At 73.8% G+C, this 19,217-nt stretch carries 20 protein-coding genes; 8 read left to right on the top strand and 12 right to left on the bottom strand.

What is annotated here, in order from left to right:
* Positions 1-74 precede the first annotated feature (74 nt).
* Positions 75-506 carry a hypothetical protein gene (locus ABZ642_RS00710; RefSeq protein WP_360474817.1) on the bottom strand — a complete coding sequence of 144 codons (432 nt, stop codon included), beginning with the start codon at positions 504-506 and terminating at the stop codon, positions 75-77.
* Between the two features lie 84 nt (positions 507-590).
* Here ABZ642_RS00710 and ABZ642_RS00715 point away from each other — a divergent pair, with 84 nt between their 5' ends.
* Together ABZ642_RS00715 and ABZ642_RS00720 are read left to right on the top strand one after the other, a co-directional pair.
* A complete protein-coding gene (locus tag ABZ642_RS00715) occupies positions 591-1,364 on the top strand; it encodes an MBL fold metallo-hydrolase (RefSeq protein WP_360474820.1) in 774 nt (257 codons plus the stop codon).
* Between the two features lie 14 nt (positions 1,365-1,378).
* Complete coding sequence (locus ABZ642_RS00720; RefSeq protein ID WP_360476037.1) at positions 1,379-2,008, top strand: VTT domain-containing protein; 630 nt, start codon at positions 1,379-1,381, stop codon at positions 2,006-2,008.
* 66 nt (positions 2,009-2,074) lie between these two features.
* Here the strand turns inward: ABZ642_RS00720 and ABZ642_RS00725 are convergent, their stop codons facing one another.
* The 3 genes from ABZ642_RS00725 to ABZ642_RS00735 form a co-directional block, all read right to left on the bottom strand.
* On the bottom strand, positions 2,075-3,214 hold the full coding sequence (locus ABZ642_RS00725; RefSeq protein WP_360474822.1) for an MBL fold metallo-hydrolase: 1,140 nt from the start codon (positions 3,212-3,214) through the stop codon (positions 2,075-2,077).
* The gene (locus tag ABZ642_RS00730; RefSeq protein WP_360474825.1) at positions 3,211-4,491 is read right to left on the bottom strand and encodes an aminotransferase class I/II-fold pyridoxal phosphate-dependent enzyme; all 1,281 of its coding nucleotides are present in this window, start codon (positions 4,489-4,491) and stop codon (positions 3,211-3,213) included. Before ABZ642_RS00730 ends, ABZ642_RS00725 begins: the two co-directional genes overlap by 4 nt.
* Before the next feature lie 126 nt (positions 4,492-4,617).
* A complete protein-coding gene (locus tag ABZ642_RS00735) occupies positions 4,618-5,625 on the bottom strand; it encodes a hypothetical protein (protein ID WP_360474828.1) in 1,008 nt (335 codons plus the stop codon).
* 210 nt (positions 5,626-5,835) lie between these two features.
* Here ABZ642_RS00735 and ABZ642_RS00740 point away from each other — a divergent pair, with 210 nt between their 5' ends.
* Together ABZ642_RS00740 and ABZ642_RS00745 are read left to right on the top strand one after the other, a co-directional pair.
* The gene (locus ABZ642_RS00740) at positions 5,836-6,219 is read left to right on the top strand and encodes a DUF2795 domain-containing protein (protein ID WP_360474831.1); all 384 of its coding nucleotides are present in this window, start codon (positions 5,836-5,838) and stop codon (positions 6,217-6,219) included.
* A 53-nt stretch (positions 6,220-6,272) separates the two neighbouring features.
* Entirely contained in the window at positions 6,273-6,809 is a 537-nt protein-coding gene (locus ABZ642_RS00745; RefSeq protein WP_360474834.1) for a type 1 glutamine amidotransferase domain-containing protein, read from the top strand.
* 20 nt (positions 6,810-6,829) lie between these two features.
* Here ABZ642_RS00745 and ABZ642_RS00750 read toward each other — a convergent pair whose 3' ends face one another.
* The 3 genes from ABZ642_RS00750 to ABZ642_RS00760 form a co-directional block, all read right to left on the bottom strand.
* Positions 6,830-7,087, bottom strand: coding sequence for a DUF6158 family protein (locus ABZ642_RS00750; protein ID WP_360474837.1), 258 nt, complete (start codon positions 7,085-7,087; stop codon positions 6,830-6,832).
* An 82-nt stretch (positions 7,088-7,169) separates the two neighbouring features.
* Positions 7,170-8,789, bottom strand: coding sequence for an ATP-binding cassette domain-containing protein (locus tag ABZ642_RS00755; RefSeq protein WP_360474840.1), 1,620 nt, complete (start codon positions 8,787-8,789; stop codon positions 7,170-7,172).
* Between the two features lie 204 nt (positions 8,790-8,993).
* On the bottom strand, positions 8,994-9,653 hold the full coding sequence (locus ABZ642_RS00760; RefSeq protein ID WP_360474842.1) for a histidine phosphatase family protein: 660 nt from the start codon (positions 9,651-9,653) through the stop codon (positions 8,994-8,996).
* A 71-nt stretch (positions 9,654-9,724) separates the two neighbouring features.
* Here ABZ642_RS00760 and ABZ642_RS00765 point away from each other — a divergent pair, with 71 nt between their 5' ends.
* The 3 genes from ABZ642_RS00765 (at position 9,725) to ABZ642_RS00775 (ending at position 12,369) form a co-directional block, all read left to right on the top strand.
* Positions 9,725-11,209: a phosphatase PAP2 family protein gene (locus tag ABZ642_RS00765; RefSeq protein ID WP_360474845.1), complete on the top strand. Its 1,485-nt coding sequence runs from the start codon at positions 9,725-9,727 to the stop codon at positions 11,207-11,209.
* A gap of 125 nt (positions 11,210-11,334) precedes the next feature.
* Positions 11,335-12,150 (top strand): class I SAM-dependent methyltransferase, encoded by an 816-nt coding sequence (locus tag ABZ642_RS00770; protein ID WP_360474847.1) that lies wholly within the window; start codon positions 11,335-11,337, stop codon positions 12,148-12,150.
* A 48-nt stretch (positions 12,151-12,198) separates the two neighbouring features.
* A complete protein-coding gene (locus tag ABZ642_RS00775) occupies positions 12,199-12,369 on the top strand; it encodes a hydrophobic protein (RefSeq protein ID WP_360474850.1) in 171 nt (56 codons plus the stop codon).
* Positions 12,370-12,433: 64 nt separating this feature from the next.
* On the opposite strand, the gene ABZ642_RS00780 is transcribed toward ABZ642_RS00775, so the two are convergent.
* From ABZ642_RS00780 to ABZ642_RS00790, 3 genes are all read right to left on the bottom strand, one after another.
* Complete coding sequence (locus ABZ642_RS00780; RefSeq protein WP_360474853.1) at positions 12,434-13,207, bottom strand: GvpL/GvpF family gas vesicle protein; 774 nt, start codon at positions 13,205-13,207, stop codon at positions 12,434-12,436.
* Between the two features lie 61 nt (positions 13,208-13,268).
* The gene (locus ABZ642_RS00785; protein WP_360474856.1) at positions 13,269-15,116 is read right to left on the bottom strand and encodes a transketolase; all 1,848 of its coding nucleotides are present in this window, start codon (positions 15,114-15,116) and stop codon (positions 13,269-13,271) included.
* 513 nt (positions 15,117-15,629) lie between these two features.
* A complete protein-coding gene (locus ABZ642_RS00790; RefSeq protein ID WP_360474859.1) occupies positions 15,630-16,091 on the bottom strand; it encodes a phage holin family protein in 462 nt (153 codons plus the stop codon).
* An 87-nt stretch (positions 16,092-16,178) separates the two neighbouring features.
* On the opposite strand from ABZ642_RS00790, the gene ABZ642_RS00795 reads away from it, so the two are divergent.
* A complete protein-coding gene (locus ABZ642_RS00795; RefSeq protein ID WP_360474862.1) occupies positions 16,179-16,529 on the top strand; it encodes a VOC family protein in 351 nt (116 codons plus the stop codon).
* Here ABZ642_RS00795 and ABZ642_RS00800 read toward each other — a convergent pair whose 3' ends face one another.
* Both ABZ642_RS00800 and ABZ642_RS00805 read right to left on the bottom strand, forming a co-directional pair.
* Positions 16,530-18,512, bottom strand: a complete 1,983-nt coding sequence (locus tag ABZ642_RS00800) for a DUF5107 domain-containing protein (RefSeq protein WP_360474865.1) — start codon at positions 18,510-18,512, stop codon at positions 16,530-16,532.
* Between the two features lie 75 nt (positions 18,513-18,587).
* Positions 18,588-19,142: a GNAT family protein gene (locus tag ABZ642_RS00805; RefSeq protein ID WP_360474868.1), complete on the bottom strand. Its 555-nt coding sequence runs from the start codon at positions 19,140-19,142 to the stop codon at positions 18,588-18,590.
* Between the last annotated feature and the right edge of the window lie 75 nt (positions 19,143-19,217).

Consider the following 19,217-nt stretch of genomic DNA (forward strand, 5'->3'; position numbering starts at 1 on the left):
TCACGTCCGCGACCCGCCTCCGCCGCGGGTCTGCCGCCGCCCACACTGTCACACGGCCGTGGACGCGAGCGGGCTCACCTCCCGTCGTACCCCGCCGTCGGCATCGACAGCCTCCGGTGGACCCGCGCCTTCATCTGGGCGTCGTAGCAGGGCTCGGCCCGCCCCACCGTCTCCACCCGCACCCCGCGTCTCGCGCACTCCGCCGTGAAGTCCTCGACCGACGACAGCGCGCTCTCCAGCACCCGTCTGCTCGGTGCGACGAAGACGTCGAGGCCGGGCCGGACACCCGCCCACAGGGCGCTGTGGTCGTGACGCAGCCCGCGGACCAGGAGTTCCCGGGCGATGACGTACCCGTGCTCCACGGCCCAGCGCGCGCACATCGCGTGCTGGCTGCGGGAGTCGACCAGGAAGGGGTCGATCTCCAGTTCCTCCAGGGGCGTCAGACTCGCGATGGCGGTGACCCGCACCGGCACGAGCCCGCCGTAGGCACCCCGTGCCTGTCCCATGGCGTCCCCCCTCACCTCCGGGTTTCGCCGCCGACCCTACTCCTGCACGTAGGCTTCGGGGAGTCGCGCGAAGGAGGCAAAGAGGTGCCGGTGGAGATCACCTGGTGGGGTCACGCCACCTGCACGATCGAGGATTCGGGCGTACGACTGCTCACCGATCCTCTGTTCGGGCGCCGGCTCGCGCACCTGCGCCGCCGCCGGGGCGCCCCGCCGCCGCCCGAGGCCCGTCGTGCGGACCTCGCGCTCGTCTCCCACCTGCACGCCGACCATCTGCACGTCCCCTCGCTGGCCGGGCTCGCCCCGGGCACGCGCCTGCTTGTGCCCCGGGGCGCACCACGCGCGGTACCCGCGCTCCGTCGACTCCGGCAGCTGCGGATCACCGAGGTCGGCGTCGGCGACGAGATACCCGTCGGCCCGCTGGTCGTACGCGTCGTGCCCGCACGTCACGACGGACGCCGGCTGCCGGTCGGCCCGCACCGCTCCCCCGCCCTCGGATATGTCGTCGAGGGCGCGGCCCGCACGTACTTCGCCGGGGACACCGGGCTGTTCGACGAGATGGCCGAGGCGGTCGGACCGGTGGACGTGGCCCTGCTGCCGGTCGGCGGCTGGGGGCCCTACCTCGGGGAGGGGCATCTCGACGCCGGGCGGGCGGCGCGGGCGCTGGCCCGGCTGGCACCGCGCAGCGCGGTGCCGGTGCACTACGGGACGTACTGGCCGATCGGTATGGACGGGGTGCGCCCGCACGAGTTCCACGCGCCGGGCGACGAGTTCGTGCGCCTCGCCGCGGAGTACGCGCCGCAGGTCGCGGTGCACAAGCTCGGCCACGGGGAGAGCGTGCGGCTGGAGGTCGCGCGGTGAGACTGCTGCTGGTGATGGCGGCCGCCGGCGCGACGGCGTCGACCTCGTCGACCGAGTCCACGCAGCAGGCGATCGGCTATCCGACGCTGTTTCTGCTGGTGCTGATCGGAGCGCTGGTGCCGGTGGTGCCGACGGGGGCGCTGGTGAGTTCGGCGGCGGTGGTGGCCTTTCACCAGACGGCGCCGTTCGCGCTGGCGCTGGTGCTGGTGACGGCGTCGCTGGCCGCCTTCCTGGGGGACGCGGCGCTGTACTGGCTGGGGCGGCGCGGGATGGGATCGAAGAACGGGTCGCGGTGGCTGGCGGCGATCCGGACGCGGGCGCCGCAGGACCGGCTGGAGCAGGCGCAGGAGAAGTTGGCCGAGCGCGGGGTGACGGTGCTGGTGCTGTCGCGCCTGGTGCCGGCGGGACGGATACCGGTGATGCTGGCATGTCTGCTGGCGCAGTGGCCGTTGCGACGGTTCGCGCGGGGGAACGCGCCGGCCTGTGTGGCCTGGGCCGTGACCTATCAGTTGATCGGGATTCTGGGTGGGTCGTTGTTTCCGGAGCCGTGGGAGGGGGTTGTGCTGGCGGTCGCGCTGACCGTGGTGATCAGCGCGATGCCGGGGATGGTGCGGCGAGTCCGGGGTGGTGCGGTGCGTGGCTGACCGCGGGTGCGTGGAGGCTGAGCGCGCCCACGCGGCGGAGCCACAGAATGTCACAGCGCCGCGCCCCTAGGGGACGCTCAACTCCAACACCCTTGAACCCCCCACCGGCAGATCCCACAGGTTCTCCCGGTCCAGCCCCGCCTTCTTCCAGGCCGCCCGTACCCGCCCCAACGGCTCCAGCACCGGCTCTGCCGAGAGGATGAAGGTGCCCCAGTGCATGGGGGCCATCCGCCTCGCCCCCAGGTCCCCCGTCGCCCGGACCGCCTCCTCCGGGTCGAGGTGGACGTCGCTGAGCCACCAGCGGGGGTCGTAGGCGCCGATGGGCATCAGGGCGAGGTCGATACCGGGGTAGCGGCCGCCGATGCGGGAGAACCAGTGGCCGTAACCCGTGTCGCCGGCGAAGTAGACGCGCTGCCCGTCGGCGGCGGTGAGGACCCAGCCGCCCCAGAGGCTGTGACAGGTGTCGGTGAGGGTGCGCTTGGACCAGTGGTGGGCGGGGACGAAGTCGAAACGGACACCGGACAGTTCGGCCGCCTCCCACCAGTCCAGCTCGGTGACGGTCGTGAAGCGGCGGCGCCGGAACCAGCGGCCCAGGCCGGCCGGTACGAACACCGGGGTGTCGCGCGGGAGACGGCGCAGGGTGGGGGCGTCCAGGTGGTCGTAGTGGTTGTGGCTGATGACGACCGCGTCGACGCGCGGCAGGGTCTCCCAGTCGACGCCGACCGGGGTGACCCGGGCCGGGGTGCCGATGATCCGGCGGGACCAGACGGGGTCGGTGAGGACGGTCAGACCGCCGATCCGGACGACCCAACTCGCATGCCCCGCCCAGGTGACGGCGACCGTGTCGGTGTCGACGCGGGGCAGCGGGCCCGGCTTGTACGGCAGCCGGGGGATGTCGGCGAGGCCCTCGCGTCCGGGGCGGACGGAGCCCTCGCGGGCGAACCGGGCCATGGCCTTGAGGCCGGGCAGGGGTGCGGTCAGACGGTCGTGGAAGGTCCGCGGCCAGAACCGGAGTTCGCCCAGCGGGCGGGGTTCGGCGAGCGGCGGAAAGGGCGGCGCGCCGGGAGTCGGGGCCACGGGGGTGGCGGGGGAGGTGGAAAGGGCGTCCCGCGTCGTCGTGGCAGTCGGGTCGGAAGTCGTCGTGGGGGCGGTCGTCGTGGGGGCGGTCGTCGTGGCGGACCCTGACTCATGCGTCTGCTGCGTCATCGAGGAGGCTCCCATCGCTGAGCGTCGTCGCGGAGATCGTCGAGTACCGACCTCAAGGACATCAACGCGCGTTGCACGTGTGGCAGTTCCAACGGTGTGGGTGACGTGAGGCATTCCAGGCGTTCCGCGTCGGTGCCGCCCAGCAGCGGCCCGGTGGCGAGCCGTACGCGCAGCGCCTGGAGGTCGTCGCCGAAGCGGTGGCCGCCGGGTGCGGGCATGCCGAGCCGGGTGGTGAGGAAGTCCTCCAACTCCTGTGCGTCGCCGACCCCCTGGCCGCCGAGCGCGGCGCGCAGGGGCTCCAGGTCGGCGTACAGGTGACGGCCGGCCTGTGGGGGCCGGGCCACGCCGCCGACGTCGACCACCGCGGCGTGCAGGGCGGCGGCCACGCGCGCGTGCAGGCGGACGGCTGCCTCCCGCCGCGTGGTGACGGGTTCGGGCTCGTCCAGCGCGTGGGCGGCCGCGACCGCGACCGGTCCGGCGAGGCGGGCGCCGAGCGCGGTGAGGACGTCGAGCACGCGTGCGTGCAGGGACGTACCGGTGTCGCCCTCGGGGAACCGGGCGACGGCGGCGGGCCAGCCGGCCGGCAGCAGGGCGCCGGCCAGGTCGGTGACGACGGTGACCCGGTCCGGGAGCATCTCTGCGGGGCTGAGCAGCACGGTGGCGTGCGGGGCGTGCAGGGTGTCGCGCCAGGTCTCGTCGCTGACCAGGTGGAGTCCCTCGCCGGTGGCCGCCTCGACGGTCGCGTGCAGCAGTTCGGGCGCGGCGACGGTGGCGGTCGGGTCGTCGGCGACGGAGAGCACCAGGAGCCGGGGGTCACCGCCCTCGTCCCGGACCCGGCGCACGGTCTCCAGGAGCGCGTAGGGGTCGGGCACGCCCCCGGACTCGGCCGGGGTGGCCACGTGGAAGACGGGCCGGCCGAGGAGCCGGGCGTACGGCGCCCACCAGGCGGCGCAGGGGCGCGGCACCAGGACGTCGCCGCCGAGCGCGGCAGTGAGCGCCAGCAGGAGGGCGGGGGCGCCGGGGCCGGCGGTCACCCGGCCGGGCGGGGCGGGCAGCCCGCGGCGCTCCCAGTAGCCGCGGGCCGCGTCGAGCAGCGCCGGACCGCCGCCGACCGGTTCCTCCCCGCCCCGGCTCGCGGCGGCGGCCAGCACGGTGGACAGTGCCGGCAGGACGGGCAGTCCGTCGTCGGGCAGCTGCGGCCCGTACCGGACGGGTCCGTGGCCCCGCGCGGGCGTGTCCCGGGCCGGGCCCTGCCCCTCGGGATCCGTCCGCCGCATGTCCGCCTCCGCGCAGTCCGTGGTGCCGTGTGCCGTCCGGTCCGGACCGTGCTGGTCGTCGGGTGGTGCGTAGGGTGCCGGAACGGTGCCGGGGTGGTCGCCCCGGGGTACCCGGTGGCGGCCGTCTCATCCGTGCGCGCGTGACCTCCCGCCGGAGAGCCGGTACACCGCGCCGCCGCACGCGGCCGCGATCAGCAGGCCGCCCGCGACCAGTGCGGGAACCGAGTCCGTGAACGCGCCGCCTTCCCCGGCCTCCACCCCGTGCTCCATGGTCGACGGAGCGCAGGACGAGTCCCCGCCGCGCGGCTCGTCACACGCGTGCTCGCCGTCGCAGGAGCCGGACGAGCCGGAGAAGCCGGATCCGCCGGATCCGCCGGAGGAGCCGAAGGGACGAGAGGAACCGGAGGAGGCACACTCGTGTCCGCCCTCGCCGCACGACTTCTGCCCCGCGGAGCAGGGCCGCTCTCCACTGCCCCCGGTCGCCGCGGCGCCCCCGACGTCCCCCCGAGAACCCGTCGCATCGTCACCCCGCGCACCCGTGCCCGCGTCCCCCCGACCAGCAGTGCCGCCGTCGTCGCCTCGCACACCCGTCCCGCCGTCGTCGCCTCGACCAGCCGTCCCGCCGTCGTCACCCCGTACACCCGCACCGCTGTCGTCACCCCGTACACCCGCACCGCTGTCGCCCCAAGGCGCGGTGGCATCGTCGCCTTGCGGGACCGTGCCGTCATCCCCCCGAGAGACCGTGCCGTCATCCCCGAGAGAGACCCCGCTGTCCCCGCCGGGCACCGCGCCCGCGTTCCCATGGGGCACCCCACTGCCCCCGCCGGGCACCGCGCCCCCGTTTCCATGGGGCACCCCGCTGTTCTCGCCCCGGGCCGCCCCGCCGTCGGCCGGGGGAACGGCGCCCCCTTCACCCCCGGCGGCCGTGGCGTCCGGAATCCGGAGCTGTCCCTGCGCCCCGCTCACCACCGGGCAGTTCACCCCGGTCGTCCCGCAGGTCACGGAGACGGTGGTCCCGGGCCGCACGCCGCCGGGGTTCGCCCCGGCGTCGCCGGCCGCGGCGGCCGTACCGGCGACGCCGAACGCGGCACCCGCCAGGACGGCGACGGACAGGGCGCGAGCGGTACGGCGCATGGGGTGACTCCTCGGAACGTACGACTCCGGGGACACGCGGTCGGTGCCCCCGCAGCCATCACAGCCCGCCCCACGCCGTGCCGCGCGCGGCCGACCCCCATTCGCGGGACACGCCGGTCCTTTCGGGTGAACGGCACGGGCCGATTCCGGCGTGTCGGCCCCGTGCCACCGGGTACGCGTCCCGCACCCCTGAAGCACCTGGAGGGAGACATGCAGCGAGGCAGCGACCGGTTGAGTGTTCACCGGGACGAGGAAATGAAGCACGAGCTGCGGGACCTGCTCAGGTCCGGGCATCCGACACGCACCGAGGAGTGGAACGACCCCGAGCCACCCGCCGAGGACGACCCGGAGGTGTACCGCGCCCCGATGCTGCCGTGGACCAGCGACCGGCCGTCACTGGCGACCGTCCGGCTGGAACTGGCCCGGTCCCTGACCCGGCAACACGACTTCCCGGCGCAGCCGAGCGAACTGGTACGGGTGCTGCGTCGTGGCCACGCCTCCGACGCCCTCGTCCACCGGGTGTCCCGGTTGCCGCGGTCGACGCGCTACCGCAACCTGCTGGCACTCGCCGAGGCCGTGACCGGCGAGGAGTGAGGCGGCCCGCCGACGACGCGGCCGCGAAGCCGAGAAAGCAAGGAGTGAACGTCATGCGTATCGCGTTTCTGACCGCGCCCGAGGGTGTCGAGCAGGTGGAGCTGACCGAGCCGTGGAAGGCGGTCTCCGACGCCGGGCACGAGCCGGTGCTGGTGTCGACGGAGCCGGGGCGGGTCCAGGGCTTCGACCATCTCGACAAGGCGGACACGTTCCCCGTGGACGAGGTGGTCGGCGACACCTCGGCGGACTCGTTCGGGGCGCTGGTACTGCCCGGCGGGGTCGCCAATCCGGACATTCTGCGGACGGACGAGCAGGCGGTGGCGTTCGTGAAGGGCTTCTTCGAGGCGGGCCGGCCGGTCGCGGCGATCTGTCACGCGCCCTGGACGCTGGTCGAGGCGGATGTCGTGCGCGGCCGGACCCTGACGTCCTGGCCCAGCCTGCGCACCGACATCCGCAACGCCGGCGGCACCTGGGTCGACGAGCAGGTCCAGGTCTGCGAAGCCGGTCCCGGCACACTGGTCACCAGCCGTAAGCCGGACGACCTCAAGGCCTTCTGCGAGGCCTTCCTCGACGCGCTGCGCGAGGCCTGAGCCCGAGCAGGGCGCCGGTCTCAGCTCGCGGAGGCGCGCGGTGTCGCCGTCTCCGCGCAGCTGCGCTCCCGGGCGCCCTCCCGGGTGCGGCCGGCGGCGACGATGCGGCGCGGGTTGCGGCGCAGGTACTCGCCCTCCAGCTGGGCCATGCGCTCGTTGTGGGCGCGCAGCGCGTCGTTGGAGCCGTACAGCAGGGTGTCGTGGCGCGTCCGGTGGATGGTCTCCAGCTCCTTCATGAGCTGCTGGTCGTCCAGCCGGCTGGGGTCGACTCCGGTCATGGTGGTACCCCGCTCGTCGTGTCCGTCCCGGCGGTCCGGATCCCTGCATCCACTGTACGAAGGTCCGGGCCGCCGGGCCTGTCTAGCGGGCGCGCTCCACCCGGCGCTCGTCCCACACCGGCTCCGGGGTCTCACGGACCCGGCCGTCGGTGCCGAAGACCAGGTAGCGGTCGAAGGAGCGGGCGAACCAGCGGTCGTGGGTGACGGCGAGCACCGTACCGTCGAAGGCCTCCAGACCCTCCTGGAGTGCTTCCGCGGACTCCAGGTCGAGGTTGTCGGTCGGCTCGTCGAGCAGCAGTGCCGTGACACCCTGCAGCTCCAGCAAGAGGATCTGGAACCGGGCCTGCTGGCCGCCGGAGAGCCGCTCGAAGGTCTGTTCCGCCTGGTTGGTCAGCTCGTAGCGGCGCAGCCGGGACATCGCGGCGCCCCGGTCCTGGGAGTGCTGCGTCCACAGGATGTCGAGGAGGGTACGGCCCTGCAGCTCGGGGTGGGCGTGGGTCTGGGCGAAGTGCCCGGGTACCACCCGGGCGCCCAGCTTCCACTGACCCGTGTGCGCCACCTCCTCCCCGGCCAGCAGCCGCAGGAAGTGCGACTTGCCGGAGCCGTTGGAGCCGAGGACGGCGACCCGTTCGCCGTAGAAGACCTCCAGGTCGAAGGGTTTCATCAGGCCGGTGAGTTCGAGTCCCGCGCAGGTGACGGCCCGCACGCCGGTACGGCCGCCGCGCAGCCGCATCCGGATGTCCTGGTCGCGCGGCGGCTCCGGGGGCGGGCCGGCCTCCTCGAACTTGCGCAGCCGGGTCTGCGCGGCCGCGTACCGGGACGCCATCTCGTGCGAGACGGCGGCGGCCTGGCGGAGGTTCAGCACCAGCTTCTTCAGCTGGGCGTGCTTCTCGTCCCAGCGGCGGCGCAGTTCCTCGAAGCGGGCGAAGCGTTCGCGGCGGGCGTCGTGGTAGTCGGCGAAGCCGCCGCCGTGCACCCAGGCGTCGGCGCCGGTGGGCGAGGGCTCCACGGAGACGATCTTCTCGGCGGCGCGGGCGAGGAGTTCCCGGTCGTGGGAGACGAACAGGACCGTCTTGCGGGTCTCCCCCAGCTGCGCCTCCAGCCAGCGCTTGCCGGGGACGTCGAGGTAGTTGTCCGGCTCGTCGAGCAGCAGCACCTCGTCGGTGCCCCGGAACAGGGCCTCCAGCACCAGCCGCTTCTGCTCACCGCCGGAGAGGGTGCGCACCTCCCGCCACTGGGCCTTGTCGTACGGCACGCCGAGCGCGGCCGTCGTGCACATGTCCCAGAGCGTCTCGTGCTCGTAGCCGCGCACCTCGGCCCAGTCGGCCAGCGCCTGCGCGTAGCGGAGCTGGGCGGCTTCGTCGTCGACGGTCATGATGCCGTGCTCGGCCCGGTCCGCGGCCTGGGCGGCCTCCCGGATCCCGGGGGGCGCCACCGACACCAGCAGATCACGCACGGTCGTCTCGTCCCGCACGGAGCCCACGAACTGGCGCATCACGCCGAGGCCGCCGCTCACGGTCACGGTGCCGCCGTGCGGCTTCAGCTCGCCGGAGATCAGCCGCAGCAGGGTGGTCTTGCCGGCGCCGTTGGGGCCGACCAGCGCGACGGCGGCCCCCTCACCGACCCGGAACGACACATCGCCGAGCAGGGCCCTCCCGTCGGGGAGGTAGTACTCGAGGTGCGCGGCTTCCAGGTGTCCCATGGTCAGGGATTCTGCGCGGCACGCCTGAGATAGGGCAAACCGTTATCGGCCCGACGTCTTCGACTGCGGGTCCGGTGGGGGCTGGTCGCGCAGTTCCCCGCGCCCCTTCAGGGGCGTCCACTCGGCGCCCCTTCAGGGGCGCGGGGAACCGCGCGAGCAACCACGACGCGCCGGCAGCCGAAGACGTCGGCCCCCGCGACGCAGTCACTCCGCGGCGGACTCCAACCGCTCCCCCGCCGGCCCGCTCTCCCCCGCCGGTTCCACGACCGCGCCCTCCCAGGACACCGCCTTCCAGCCGTCGGCCGGTGAGCCCTCCAGGATGACCACGCCGGTGTTCTCGAGGGGGCGGGCGGCCGCGAAGGCGACGTCGACGTTGTCGGCGCGGGCCGTCGTCCACAGGCGGATCGCGGCACCGTGGCTGACCGCGGCGACCGTCCGGGCGCCGCTCGCCGCGGCCTCGGCGATCACCGCGTCGTAGCGGGCCAGCGCCTCGTCCCCGGTCTCCCCGCCGGGCATGCGCAGCGCGGTGTCCCCGGCCGCCCAGGCGAACACGGTCCGCATGTACTCCTGGCCGCGCTCGGAGTGGCCGGGCAGCAGCTCCAGGTCGCCGGCGGAGACCTCGCGGATGCCGTCGCGGACGATCGGGGCCAGGCCGCGGGCGGCGGCCAGTGGCGCGGCGGTGAGCTGGGTGCGGGTCAGCGTGGAGACGTAGAGAACCTCGATGTCCTCGCCGGCGAGGGCCTCGGGCAGGGCCGCCGCCTGCCGCTCGCCGAGCGCGGTCAGACCGGGGCCCGGTACGCCGGTGTCGAGCAGGAAGTCGACGTTGGTCGGGGTCTGCCCGTGACGTATGAGGAGCAGGCGCATCCAGAGGGTCCTCTCACTCGACCGCGTCGGGTACCGGCACGAAACAGCCACTTCAGGGTAACCGGACCCGCATGAGCCCAGATGTTGACCTGACCGTCCTGAAGCCCGGCCGGCACGCGCTGCGTGACCGGCTGCTCGCTCTCGACCTGCGGCTGTTCGAGGTGGCCGCCGAGCGGAACTGGCCGTTCGCCGCCCCGGTGCTGCCCCGGCTGAGCCGCAGTGCCAACCACGGCGTGCTGTGGTTCGCGGCGGCGGCCGCGGTGGCGGCGTCCCGCACCCCCCGGGCCCGCCGCGCGGCCGTCCGCGGCCTGGCCTCGCTCAGCCTTGCCTCCCTGACCATCAACACCCTCGGCAAGCGCTCGGTGCGCCGGTCCCGGCCGGTCCTGGACCCGGTGCCGGCGGTACGGCATCTGAAGCGGCAGCCGATCACCACCTCGTTCCCCTCCGGTCACGCCGCGTCGGCGGCGGCGTTCGCGGCCGGGGTCGCCCTGGAGTCGCCGGGGTGGGGCGCGGTGGTGGCGCCGGTGGCGTTCTCCGTGGCGATGTCCCGGGTCTACACGGGCGTGCACTTCCCGAGCGACGTGATCGCGGGTGCGGCCCTGGGTGTGGGCGCCGCGTTCGCGATCCGCCGGCTGGTGCCGACCCGGGGCCAGATCGGGCCGCCGCCCCGGCCGCGCGCGGAGGCCCCGGCGCTGCCCGACGGGGAGGGCCTGGTGGTGGTGGCCAACCAGGCCTCGGGCAGCTCCGACCGGGTCCGGGCGCTGCACGACGAGTTGCCGAAGGCCGAACTGGTGGAGTGCGAACCGGGCGAGGTGCGGGCCGAGTTGGAGAAGGCGGCACTGCGGGCGCGGGCGCTCGGAGTGTGCGGCGGCGACGGCACCGTGAACGCGGCCGCCCAGGTCGCGCTGCGGCACGGCCTGCCGCTCGCGGTGCTGCCCGGCGGCACCCTCAACCACTTCGCCTACGACCTGACTGTGGAGGACGGCCGCGGTCTGGGCCGTGCGGTGCGCGACGGCGAGGCGGTCCGGGTGGACGTCGGCCGCTTCGCCTGCGACGGCCAGGAGGGCATATTTCTCAACACGCTGAGCCTAGGGGTGTATCCGGAGCTGGTGCGCGAACGGGACCGCTGGGCCCACCGCATCGGCGGCCGACCCGCCGAGGTACTGGCGGCACTGCGCGTGCTGCGCACGGACCAGCATCCGCTGGAGGTCGAACTCGGCGGCTCGGCGCACCCGTTGTGGCTGCTGTTCGTCGGCAACTGCGTCTACCACCGGATGGGCCTGACACCGGGCCGCCGTACCGACCTGGCGGACGGGCAGCTGGACGTACGGGTGGTGCACGGCGGCCGGCATCCCGCGCTGCGCCTGTTCTCCGCCGCCGTCGCGGGCCCGCTCTCCCGCTCCCCCGCACACGCGGAGGTGCGGGTGAGCCGACTGCGTCTCACCGGCCTCAAGACCGGTACCCCGCTCGCCTACGACGGTGAGGTCACCGACGTGAAGGGCGAGGTGACGGTGGACAAGCTGCCGGAGGCGCTGACGGTCTACCGGCCGCTCTGACAGAGCGTCAGTCCACATCGCAAAACGCGTATCTCATTATCCGGCACGCGGGCGTAGCGTCGCGGATACCGCGGGACGGGGCCGTCCGGCCCCGTCCGCCTGGTGTGAAGCGAAGGGGCTGAGCCATGTCGAAACCACAGGAGACCGCCGTCTACACGCACGGGCACCACGAGTCGGTGCTGCGTTCCCACACCTGGCGCACCGCCGCCAACTCCGCGGCCTATCTGCTGGGTTCGCTCAAGCCCCACATGAGGATCCTGGACATCGGCTGCGGCCCCGGCACGATCACCGCCGATCTGGCGGAACTGGTCCCCGACGGCCGGGTCACCGGCGCCGACCAGGCGCCGGACATCCTGGAGCAGGCCCGGCGGACCGCCGCCGGGCGCGGGCTGACGAACGTGGACTTCACGGTCGCCGACGTGCATGCGCTGGACTACCCGGACGACACCTTCTGCGTGGTCCACGCCCACCAGGTGCTCCAGCACGTGGGCGATCCGGTGCAGGCGCTGCGCGAGATGCGCCGGGTCACCAAGCCGGGCGGCTTCATCGCCGTACGGGACTCGGACTACGCGGCGATGACCTGGTACCCGGCGGTGCCGGGCCTGGACGACTGGCTGGAGCTGTACCGGCGGGTGGCCCGGGCCAACGGGGGCGAGCCGGATGCCGGGCGGCGGCTGAAGTCCTGGGCCCTGGCCGCGGGACTGACCGACATCACCGCCACCTCCGGCACCTGGACCTACAGCACGGCCGAGGAGCGGGCGTGGTGGGGCGGACTGTGGGCGGACCGTACCGTCGCCTCGTCCTATGCCGAGCGGGCCACGGAGGGCGGCCACGCGACCATCGGGGAACTGCGGGCCGTCGCGGGGGCCTGGCGGGAGTGGGCGGCACAGGACGACGGCTGGTTCGCCGTTCTGCACGGAGAAATTCTCTGCCGTAAGTGAGTCTGATCCGCGGAATTCGGGAAACACGGATCGCCAGGAGGTCAGACTATGGTTCCCATTCTGCTGGTACTGCTTCTGGTGCTGATACTTTTCGGTGCCGGATTCGCGGTGAAACTGCTCTGGTGGATCGCGCTCGTCGTGCTGGTGCTGTGGCTTCTCGGATTCCTGGTCCGAGGCACGAACGCCACCGGCGGCAGGGGTCGCTGGTACAGGTGGTGAGACCACCGCCGGTGGCCGATCCGCTCGCGCGGCAACAGCGGTGGCAGTGGCCCGGGGTCCGGATTCAGGACCTCGGGCCGCTGCCCGTCGCGGTACCGGAGCCGGGCCGCGCCAAGAGGTCCGGCGGATCGGGGCGCTCGTGCAGGGCGAGGTCGCCGGTGAACGAGTAGAACGAGTAGGCCGCCCAGGGTCCGCTGAGTTCCACGCGTATTCCCGGCACCTCACCCTTCGTACGGTCCACCAGTTCCACGAATTCCTCGCAATGCGCACGCGCCACCAGATAGGCGACGTCGAGCAGATTCCTCTCCTGAACTCCGGCCGGCGCCGCGTCCTGCGGAGGGTGCAGCCGGAAATCCTCGGCGCGCCGGGAAAGCCGCTCGTGCAGCGTACGGGCGAATTCCCCGGCGCGTGCCGGATCCGTCTCGGGCGAGTCGGGGCCGGCGTAGAGCGTGACGCCCCACTCGACCATGCCGTCGAGCCGGTCGAGGGCGTACCGGAAGTCGGCCTCGCAGGCCTCCATCATGGTCCGTACACCGCTGTCGTCCCGGAAGACCGTGCCCGGCCGCAGCGGCAGTGGGGTGGTGACCGTGGTGAGCGCGTCGACCACGCCCTGATGGGCGCGGGCGGTCGCGGCCAGCCAGTCCCGGTCCGCCAGATGGTCCCGCAGGGGCGCCTCGGCGAAGTCACCCTCCGGGACCGTGCTGACGACGGCGACCAGACCATGGTGCCTGAGCAGCCCGGGCGGGGCGCCGGCCACGCCGGTGAGCTGGGACTGCAGGGCCGCCTCGAAGGGACGGCAGACTGCGTACACGTACCGGAGTCCGGCCTGTCCGGTCATGGCCCCTCCTCCCGTCGCGGTCCGCGCCGGGCCGCCGGCGCCACGACCGTCTCGTCACCGGTCATCGCACGATCGCCTCCTCGACCAGCAGCCGGCCGGCCGCCGCGATCGCCTCGCTGTCGATGCCCGCCGCGTGCAGTTGCTGGTCGGGCGCGGCCGAGCCCGGCATGGTCCGCACGGCGAGCCGAATCAGGCGCGGTACCGGCCGGCCGTCCGCGAAGGCCTCGGCGACCGCGTCGCCGAGCCCGCCCTCCTCGTGATGGTCCTCGACGGTGAGCAGACAGCCGGTCTCCTCGGCGGCCAGGCGCAGGGTCTGCCGGTCGACGGGCTTGACGGAGTACAGGTCGATGACCCGGATCCGGATGCCGTCCTCGGCGAGCGCGTCGGCGGCCTTCAGCGCCTCGTGCAGGGTGACCCCGGCGGCGACCACGGTCAGCCGGTCCGCGTCGGAGGAGCGCAGCACCTTGGCTCCGCCCACCGGGAACTCCTCGTCCGGTCCGTAGATCACCGGGGCCGCACCGCGCGAGGTGCGCAGATAGCGGACGCCGTCGAGCCCGGCCATGGTCGCCACGAGCTTGGCGGTCTGGTTGGCGTCACAGGGGTAGAGCACGGTCGAGCCGTACACCGAGCGGAACATCGCCAGGTCCTCCAGGCCCATCTGGGAGGGCCCGTCCTGGCCGATCGCGACACCCGCGTGCGAGCCGACCAGGTTGATCCCGCTGCCGCTGATCGCGGCCATGCGGACGAAGTCGTGGGCCCGGGTGAGGAAGGCGGCGAAGGTGGCCGCGTACGGCACCCAGCCTCGGGTGGCCATGCCGACGGCACCGGCGACGAGTTGCTGTTCCGCGATGTAGAACTCGAAGTACCGGTCGGGGTGTTCCTTGCCGAAGAACTCGGTACGGGTGGAGTCGCCGACCTCGCCGTCCAGGGCGACGACGTCGGTGCGGGCGGTGCCGAGCGCGGCCAGCGCCTCGCCGAAGGCGTCCCGGGTGGGGACCTCGTCCCCCTTGTCGTAGCGCGGGAGTTCGAGCGCGCCGGTGGGCACGGAGTGCAGGGCACGGGCCGCCGGAGGTTCCTGCACATGAACGCGGAGGTCCCGCATTCCACCCAGTTCGGCGATGGCCTCCTCGGCGTCGGGCAGCGGCTTGCCGTGCATGCCCTCGCGGTCCTCGACGGCGGCGACGCCCCGGCCCTTGCGGGTGCGGGCGAGGATCACGGTGGGCTGCCCCGCGGTGGCCGTGGCCTCGGCGCAGGCGCGGTCGACGGCGTCCACGTCATGGCCGTCGATCTGCACGGTGTGCCAGCCGAAGGCCTGGAAGCGGCGGGCGTAGGCGTCCAGGTCGTGGCCGTGCCGGGTGGGGCCGCGCTGGCCGAGCCGGTTGACGTCGACGATCGCGATGAGGTTGTCGAGATGCTCGTACCCGGCATGCTCGGCGGCCTCCCACACGGAGCCCTCGGCCAGCTCGCTGTCCCCGCACAGCACCCAGACCCGGTACGGGCCGTGTTCCAGCCGCTTCCCGGACAGCGCGATACCGACGCCGACCGGCAGGCCCTGGCCCAGCGAGCCGGTGGCGGTCTCGACCCAGGGCAGCCGGCGCGGGGTGGGGTGCCCCTCCAGATGGGAGCCGAGCCTGCGGAAGGTGAGCAGTTCGGCGTCGTCGATGGCGCCGACCGCCTTGTAGGCGGCGTACAGCAGGGGCGAGGCGTGGCCCTTGGAGAGGATGAAGCGGTCGTTGCCGGGGTGGGCGGGCCGGTCGAAGTCGTAGCGCAGATGCCGGGCGAGCATGACGGCCATCAGATCGGCGGCGGACATCGACGAGGTCGGATGCCCGGACTCGGCCGCGGCGGCCGCCCGCACGCTGTCCACGCGCAACTGCTGGGCGAGTTCGACGAGTTCGGCGGTGTTCATGAGACTCCTTCGAAGGGAGTGTCCGTAGCGGTTCCGGGGGCGTTCGACAGCTCCGGCGCGTCCGTGTCCGTAGCGGTTCCGGGGGCGTTCGACAGCTCCGGCGCGTCCGTGTCCGTAGCGGTTCCGGGGGCGTTCGGCGCCTCCGGCGCGTCCGTGTCCGGCGTGTCCGGCGTGTCCGGCGGCGCCGGCCAGGGCCGTACGGGACCCGACCGCGCCGGGGGCCTGCGATGCGGATACGGGGAGCGGCCGACGGGGTGGGGCAGCGTGACGTCGGCGCGGTTCCGGGCCGGCCACGCGGGGGTACGGCCCGCGCGGCCCCCGGCGGACCCGGCGCCGGTGGTCACGATCCGGGGTCGACGTCTCACGGTGCGCCTCCGGGAATGCGTCTGGGTTCCGAGGCTTCCCACGTAACCGTAGGCGGGCCCGTCGAACGCCGCCCGCCGAGAGCGCCCCGCGAAGGGCGCGAGGCACCGCGCGACCTGCACACCGTGCGGTGCCGCCTCCCGGGCGACGTCAGGCACGACGAGGCGGCACGTCCTGGCCGGCGTCGGGAGTGACCGGTATGACCGGCGTGATCGGCGGCACCGGCGGCTGCGCCGGCATGGGCGGGTACGGCAGCCCCAGCCCGCTGGGCGGCCCCGCGGGCGCCGTTCCGCCGATGACCCGCCGGGGAGCGTGCGGCCGACTGGGCCGGCCGGCCTCCCGCAGCAGGTAGGCGACCGTACCCAGGATCCCCGCGGTGACCAGCGCCGCGGCCCACCCCGGCAGCACGATCGCCAGCGCCAGGCCCACGGCCGACGCCACCGCCGCCCCGGCGTACAGGGCGACCGCACCGGAGGCGCCGTACAGCAGAGCGGCCCGCCGCCGTTTGCGGCTCTGCTGGCGCAGCTCATCCCGTACGGTCTCGCGTGCGACCTGGGCCAGTTCGTCGACGAGGTCCTTGTCCAGATGTTCGAGATGATCGAGATGTTCCATTCGGGCCGGGTACCCGGCCACGAGAAGCCGTAACAGGAGATCGCGGGAGCCGGCGTCTTCCCGCCCGGCGCCAACTAGGCTCGTCGCATGGAGATTCTGGGCGCCTCCCTGCGCATCTGCGTCGACGACCTCGAAACCGCGATCCCGTTCTACGAACGCCTCTCCGGCGGCAGAGCCCTCCGTTTCGAACGCGGGGGCGTCCAGGTCGCCGCGGTCGGCTCCTTCCTTCTGATGAGCGGCCCGGAGGCGGAGCTGGAGGTGCTGCGCAAGGTGACCGCGACGATCGCGGTGCAGGACGTCGACGCGGCCCACCGGTTGCTGGACGACCTCGGCGCCCGCATCCTCGCCGGGCCGGTGCCCACCCCGGCCGGCCGCAATCTGCTCGCGATGCACCCCGACGGCTCGGTCTTCGAGTACGTCGATCAGCGACCGGCCTGATCAGGGGTTCCGCGGCCGCATCCGGAAGTCGTACCGAGCGGGCAGCGGCTCGTCACCGAGCCGCGCCCACAACCGGCCGACGACATCGGCTCCTTCCCGCAGGTCGGCGACCTCGAACCCGTCCTCGAACACGGCCCGGGCCGCCGCCCGCCGCCCCTCGGCGAGCAGCAACTCCGCCTCCAGGAGCCGGAACCGGCCACGCTCCCGGATGGCGGGGGGCAGCGCCTCCCAGACGGTGCGGGCGTCCGCGGCCCGGCGTGCCCGCAGCAGCGCTTCGAGTGCCTCCCGGCCCAGCGCGGCGGCGGCCGCCGTCCAGGCCTCGCCGTCGTCGCTGGGGGTATCTCCCACGCCGTGCAGGCGGTGGGAAAGTTCCCGGCACAGGTCGTCGAAGGCGTCGGCGTACCGCTCGGCGGCCCGTTCGTGGTGCCCGTACTCCTGGTCGGCGACCGCGAGACAGCGCAGCAGCGGCCACCGGGACGGTGCGAGCCGGAGGGCCCGCTCCCAGCTGCGGACGGCCTGGGCCCGGTCGCCGGCGTGCCACTGGGCGACGCCGAGGTGGTATTCGGTGTGCGGGGTCGCGGGGGCCGTCTCCAGCATGTCCCGCCAGTGCGGGGCGACCAGGGTGGGTCCCGGCGGCCGTTCCCGGCGGGGTTCGGGCAGCGTGCCGGTGTGCAGCAGTTCCCGCCAGGGCGCCTGCTCCTCGCCGAGCGTCGACTCCGCGAACGGCGTGCCGGGCAGTTTCCGGTCCGTCCGCAGGACTTCCAGGGCGCCCCAGCCGGAACCGGTGGCGAGGATCTCGCCGGGTGCGGTGTCGGCGTACGGCTGCCAGGCCGCGTACGCGGCGTCGAGCGCGGTACGGGGCAGGGCGTCCTCCAGCCGCTCCGCCACCACCGCCGCCACCGCTGCCACTGTCGCCGCCGCCGTGTCCGGCGACGCGGACAACGGCCCGTACGCCTCCAGCCAGGAGGCCTCGCTTTCCTCCTCCAGCCGGACGTGCTCCAGCTGGGTGCGGGCCAGTCCGGCCTGGATCTCGCGGTAGCCGCCGGTGCCGGGTCCGCCGAGCCATTCCTGCCAGCGCCGGCCGCCGGGGCCCGAGCCCCATACGAACAGCTTCCGGCCGCGCAGCCCGTCGGTCGAGGTCTGCACCAGCCCGTGCCCGGCCGCGTCCAGCGCGGCGATCCAGCGGCGCCGGCCGTCCGGCAGGTCGTAGAAGTAGTCGGTGGCATGGCGGTGTCGGGTGTCGTACGGCGGAACGGGCACCCGGCGCAGCCGGCGTTCGGGCCCGAACTCCCAGGCCTCCTCTGCCTGCACCACGACCCGGCGGTCCTCGGGCACGGCCGTGTTGGACCACCAGTAGAGCGGCACCGGGTGTTCGTGCGGGTTGCGGACGCGGACGCCGACGTACAGGAAGTCGGAGCCGTCCGGCAGCCACAGGTCGACCTGGAAGGGCAGGTCGCGCAGCCGCTCCCACTCCCACAGCCGCAGCATCTCCCCGCCGTCGGGGGCGGCGACACGGGCCGCGTGCAGCGGGGCGCAGGACAGGGTGGTGTGGCCGGTGGCACCGATGTTCCATTCGATGCCACCGGCGTACCAGGCACCGTTGAGGGCGAGGTTGGCGGGCTGGAACACCGGGTTGCGGTAGAGGAGTTCACGGCCGGTGGGCAGGTGGACGAGGGAGGCGACGCGGCCGCCGAGGCCGGGCAGGACGGTGGCGCGCAGCCGGTCGTTCTCGATCACCAGCGCGTCCAGGGCGCGGGGCGCGCGGGTTCTGCCGTAGCCGTCGCGGATCCGTAGCGGGAGGAGGCTGCGGAGCGGCTCGTTGCCGAGCCGCCGGGCCATCTCCGCGGGCAGTTCGTCCCGGTCGCGCGGGTCGACGCCGTGTATCTCGTCGAGCGGGCGGAGCGGGGGCAGCGGGTTGTCCGGGCCCAACTCCGCCGCGGGCAGGGTCAGTACCTCACGTCGGATCCTGGTCACGATCGCCATGGAACCCGGCGCGGGACGAACTGCCCAGGGGAGCTGCCGGTCAGGATTCCGCAAAGGCCGGGCCGCTGCCCCGGATCAGCGCATCTCGGCCGTGATCGCCCACCGCTCGTGGTCCCGCCAGGCCCCGTCGATGTAGATCATGTTCGGCGAGAAGCCCTCGAGGCGGAACCCGGCGCCGCGCGCGAGCGCGATGGAGGCGGCGTTGCCGGGCTGGGCGTTGATCTCCAGCCGGTGCAGCCGCATCGGCCCGAAGGCGTGGTCCACGACCAGTCCCATCGCCTCCCGCATCAGCCCGCGCCCGGCCGCGTGCGCGAACACCCCGTAGCCGAGGGCACCGCACTGGAAGCCGCCCTCGACGATGTTGTTGATGTTGATGAACCCGGCGATCGCCCCATCGCGCTCTCCGCTGTCCTTCTCGCAGACCAGGAACCCGGCCTTGCTGCGGTCCTCGATCAGCCGGCCCGCGTACCCGGCGTAGGCCGCGTCCGTGGTGGGCGGGAACAGCCAGGGCTGGTGGAGGTCCTTGCTCTCCCGGGCCCGGGAGATGAACTCGGCGCCGTCCTCGTAGGTGAAGTGGCGGATGCCCACGCGAGGGCCCTCGGCGAGGTAGCGGGAAGCGATGTGCGGCATCCCGCCACCCTACGCAAAGCCGGCCGCGGCGCGCCTGTCGCCGGTCGAAACCCCGCGCTCCGAGGTCTTCGGGCT

This window comes from Streptomyces sp. NPDC007157 (assembly GCF_040634235.1).
In the GTDB taxonomy this organism is placed as follows: Bacteria; Actinomycetota; Actinomycetes; order Streptomycetales; family Streptomycetaceae; genus Streptomyces.

Excerpts from the sequence above, each read along its gene's own strand:
- ABZ642_RS00710 (WP_360474817.1), bottom strand. The coding sequence starts at position 506 with ATGGGACAGGCACGGGGTGCCTACGGCGGGCTCGTGCCGGTGCGGGTC.
- ABZ642_RS00720 (WP_360476037.1), top strand. The coding sequence starts at position 1,379 with ATGGCGGCCGCCGGCGCGACGGCGTCGACCTCGTCGACCGAGTCCACG.
- ABZ642_RS00725 (WP_360474822.1), bottom strand. The coding sequence starts at position 3,214 with ATGACGCAGCAGACGCATGAGTCAGGGTCCGCCACGACGACCGCCCCC.
- ABZ642_RS00730 (WP_360474825.1), bottom strand. The coding sequence starts at position 4,491 with ATGCGGCGGACGGATCCCGAGGGGCAGGGCCCGGCCCGGGACACGCCC.
- ABZ642_RS00735 (WP_360474828.1), bottom strand. The coding sequence starts at position 5,625 with ATGCGCCGTACCGCTCGCGCCCTGTCCGTCGCCGTCCTGGCGGGTGCC.
- ABZ642_RS00740 (WP_360474831.1), top strand. The coding sequence starts at position 5,836 with ATGCAGCGAGGCAGCGACCGGTTGAGTGTTCACCGGGACGAGGAAATG.
- ABZ642_RS00745 (WP_360474834.1), top strand. The coding sequence starts at position 6,273 with ATGCGTATCGCGTTTCTGACCGCGCCCGAGGGTGTCGAGCAGGTGGAG.
- ABZ642_RS00750 (WP_360474837.1), bottom strand. The coding sequence starts at position 7,087 with ATGACCGGAGTCGACCCCAGCCGGCTGGACGACCAGCAGCTCATGAAG.
- ABZ642_RS00755 (WP_360474840.1), bottom strand. The coding sequence starts at position 8,789 with ATGGGACACCTGGAAGCCGCGCACCTCGAGTACTACCTCCCCGACGGG.
- ABZ642_RS00760 (WP_360474842.1), bottom strand. The coding sequence starts at position 9,653 with ATGCGCCTGCTCCTCATACGTCACGGGCAGACCCCGACCAACGTCGAC.
- ABZ642_RS00765 (WP_360474845.1), top strand. The coding sequence starts at position 9,725 with ATGAGCCCAGATGTTGACCTGACCGTCCTGAAGCCCGGCCGGCACGCG.
- ABZ642_RS00770 (WP_360474847.1), top strand. The coding sequence starts at position 11,335 with ATGTCGAAACCACAGGAGACCGCCGTCTACACGCACGGGCACCACGAG.
- ABZ642_RS00775 (WP_360474850.1), top strand. The coding sequence starts at position 12,199 with ATGGTTCCCATTCTGCTGGTACTGCTTCTGGTGCTGATACTTTTCGGT.
- ABZ642_RS00780 (WP_360474853.1), bottom strand. The coding sequence starts at position 13,207 with ATGACCGGACAGGCCGGACTCCGGTACGTGTACGCAGTCTGCCGTCCC.
- ABZ642_RS00785 (WP_360474856.1), bottom strand. The coding sequence starts at position 15,116 with ATGAACACCGCCGAACTCGTCGAACTCGCCCAGCAGTTGCGCGTGGAC.
- ABZ642_RS00790 (WP_360474859.1), bottom strand. The coding sequence starts at position 16,091 with ATGGAACATCTCGATCATCTCGAACATCTGGACAAGGACCTCGTCGAC.
- ABZ642_RS00795 (WP_360474862.1), top strand. The coding sequence starts at position 16,179 with ATGGAGATTCTGGGCGCCTCCCTGCGCATCTGCGTCGACGACCTCGAA.
- ABZ642_RS00800 (WP_360474865.1), bottom strand. The coding sequence starts at position 18,512 with ATGGCGATCGTGACCAGGATCCGACGTGAGGTACTGACCCTGCCCGCG.
- ABZ642_RS00805 (WP_360474868.1), bottom strand. The coding sequence starts at position 19,142 with ATGCCGCACATCGCTTCCCGCTACCTCGCCGAGGGCCCTCGCGTGGGC.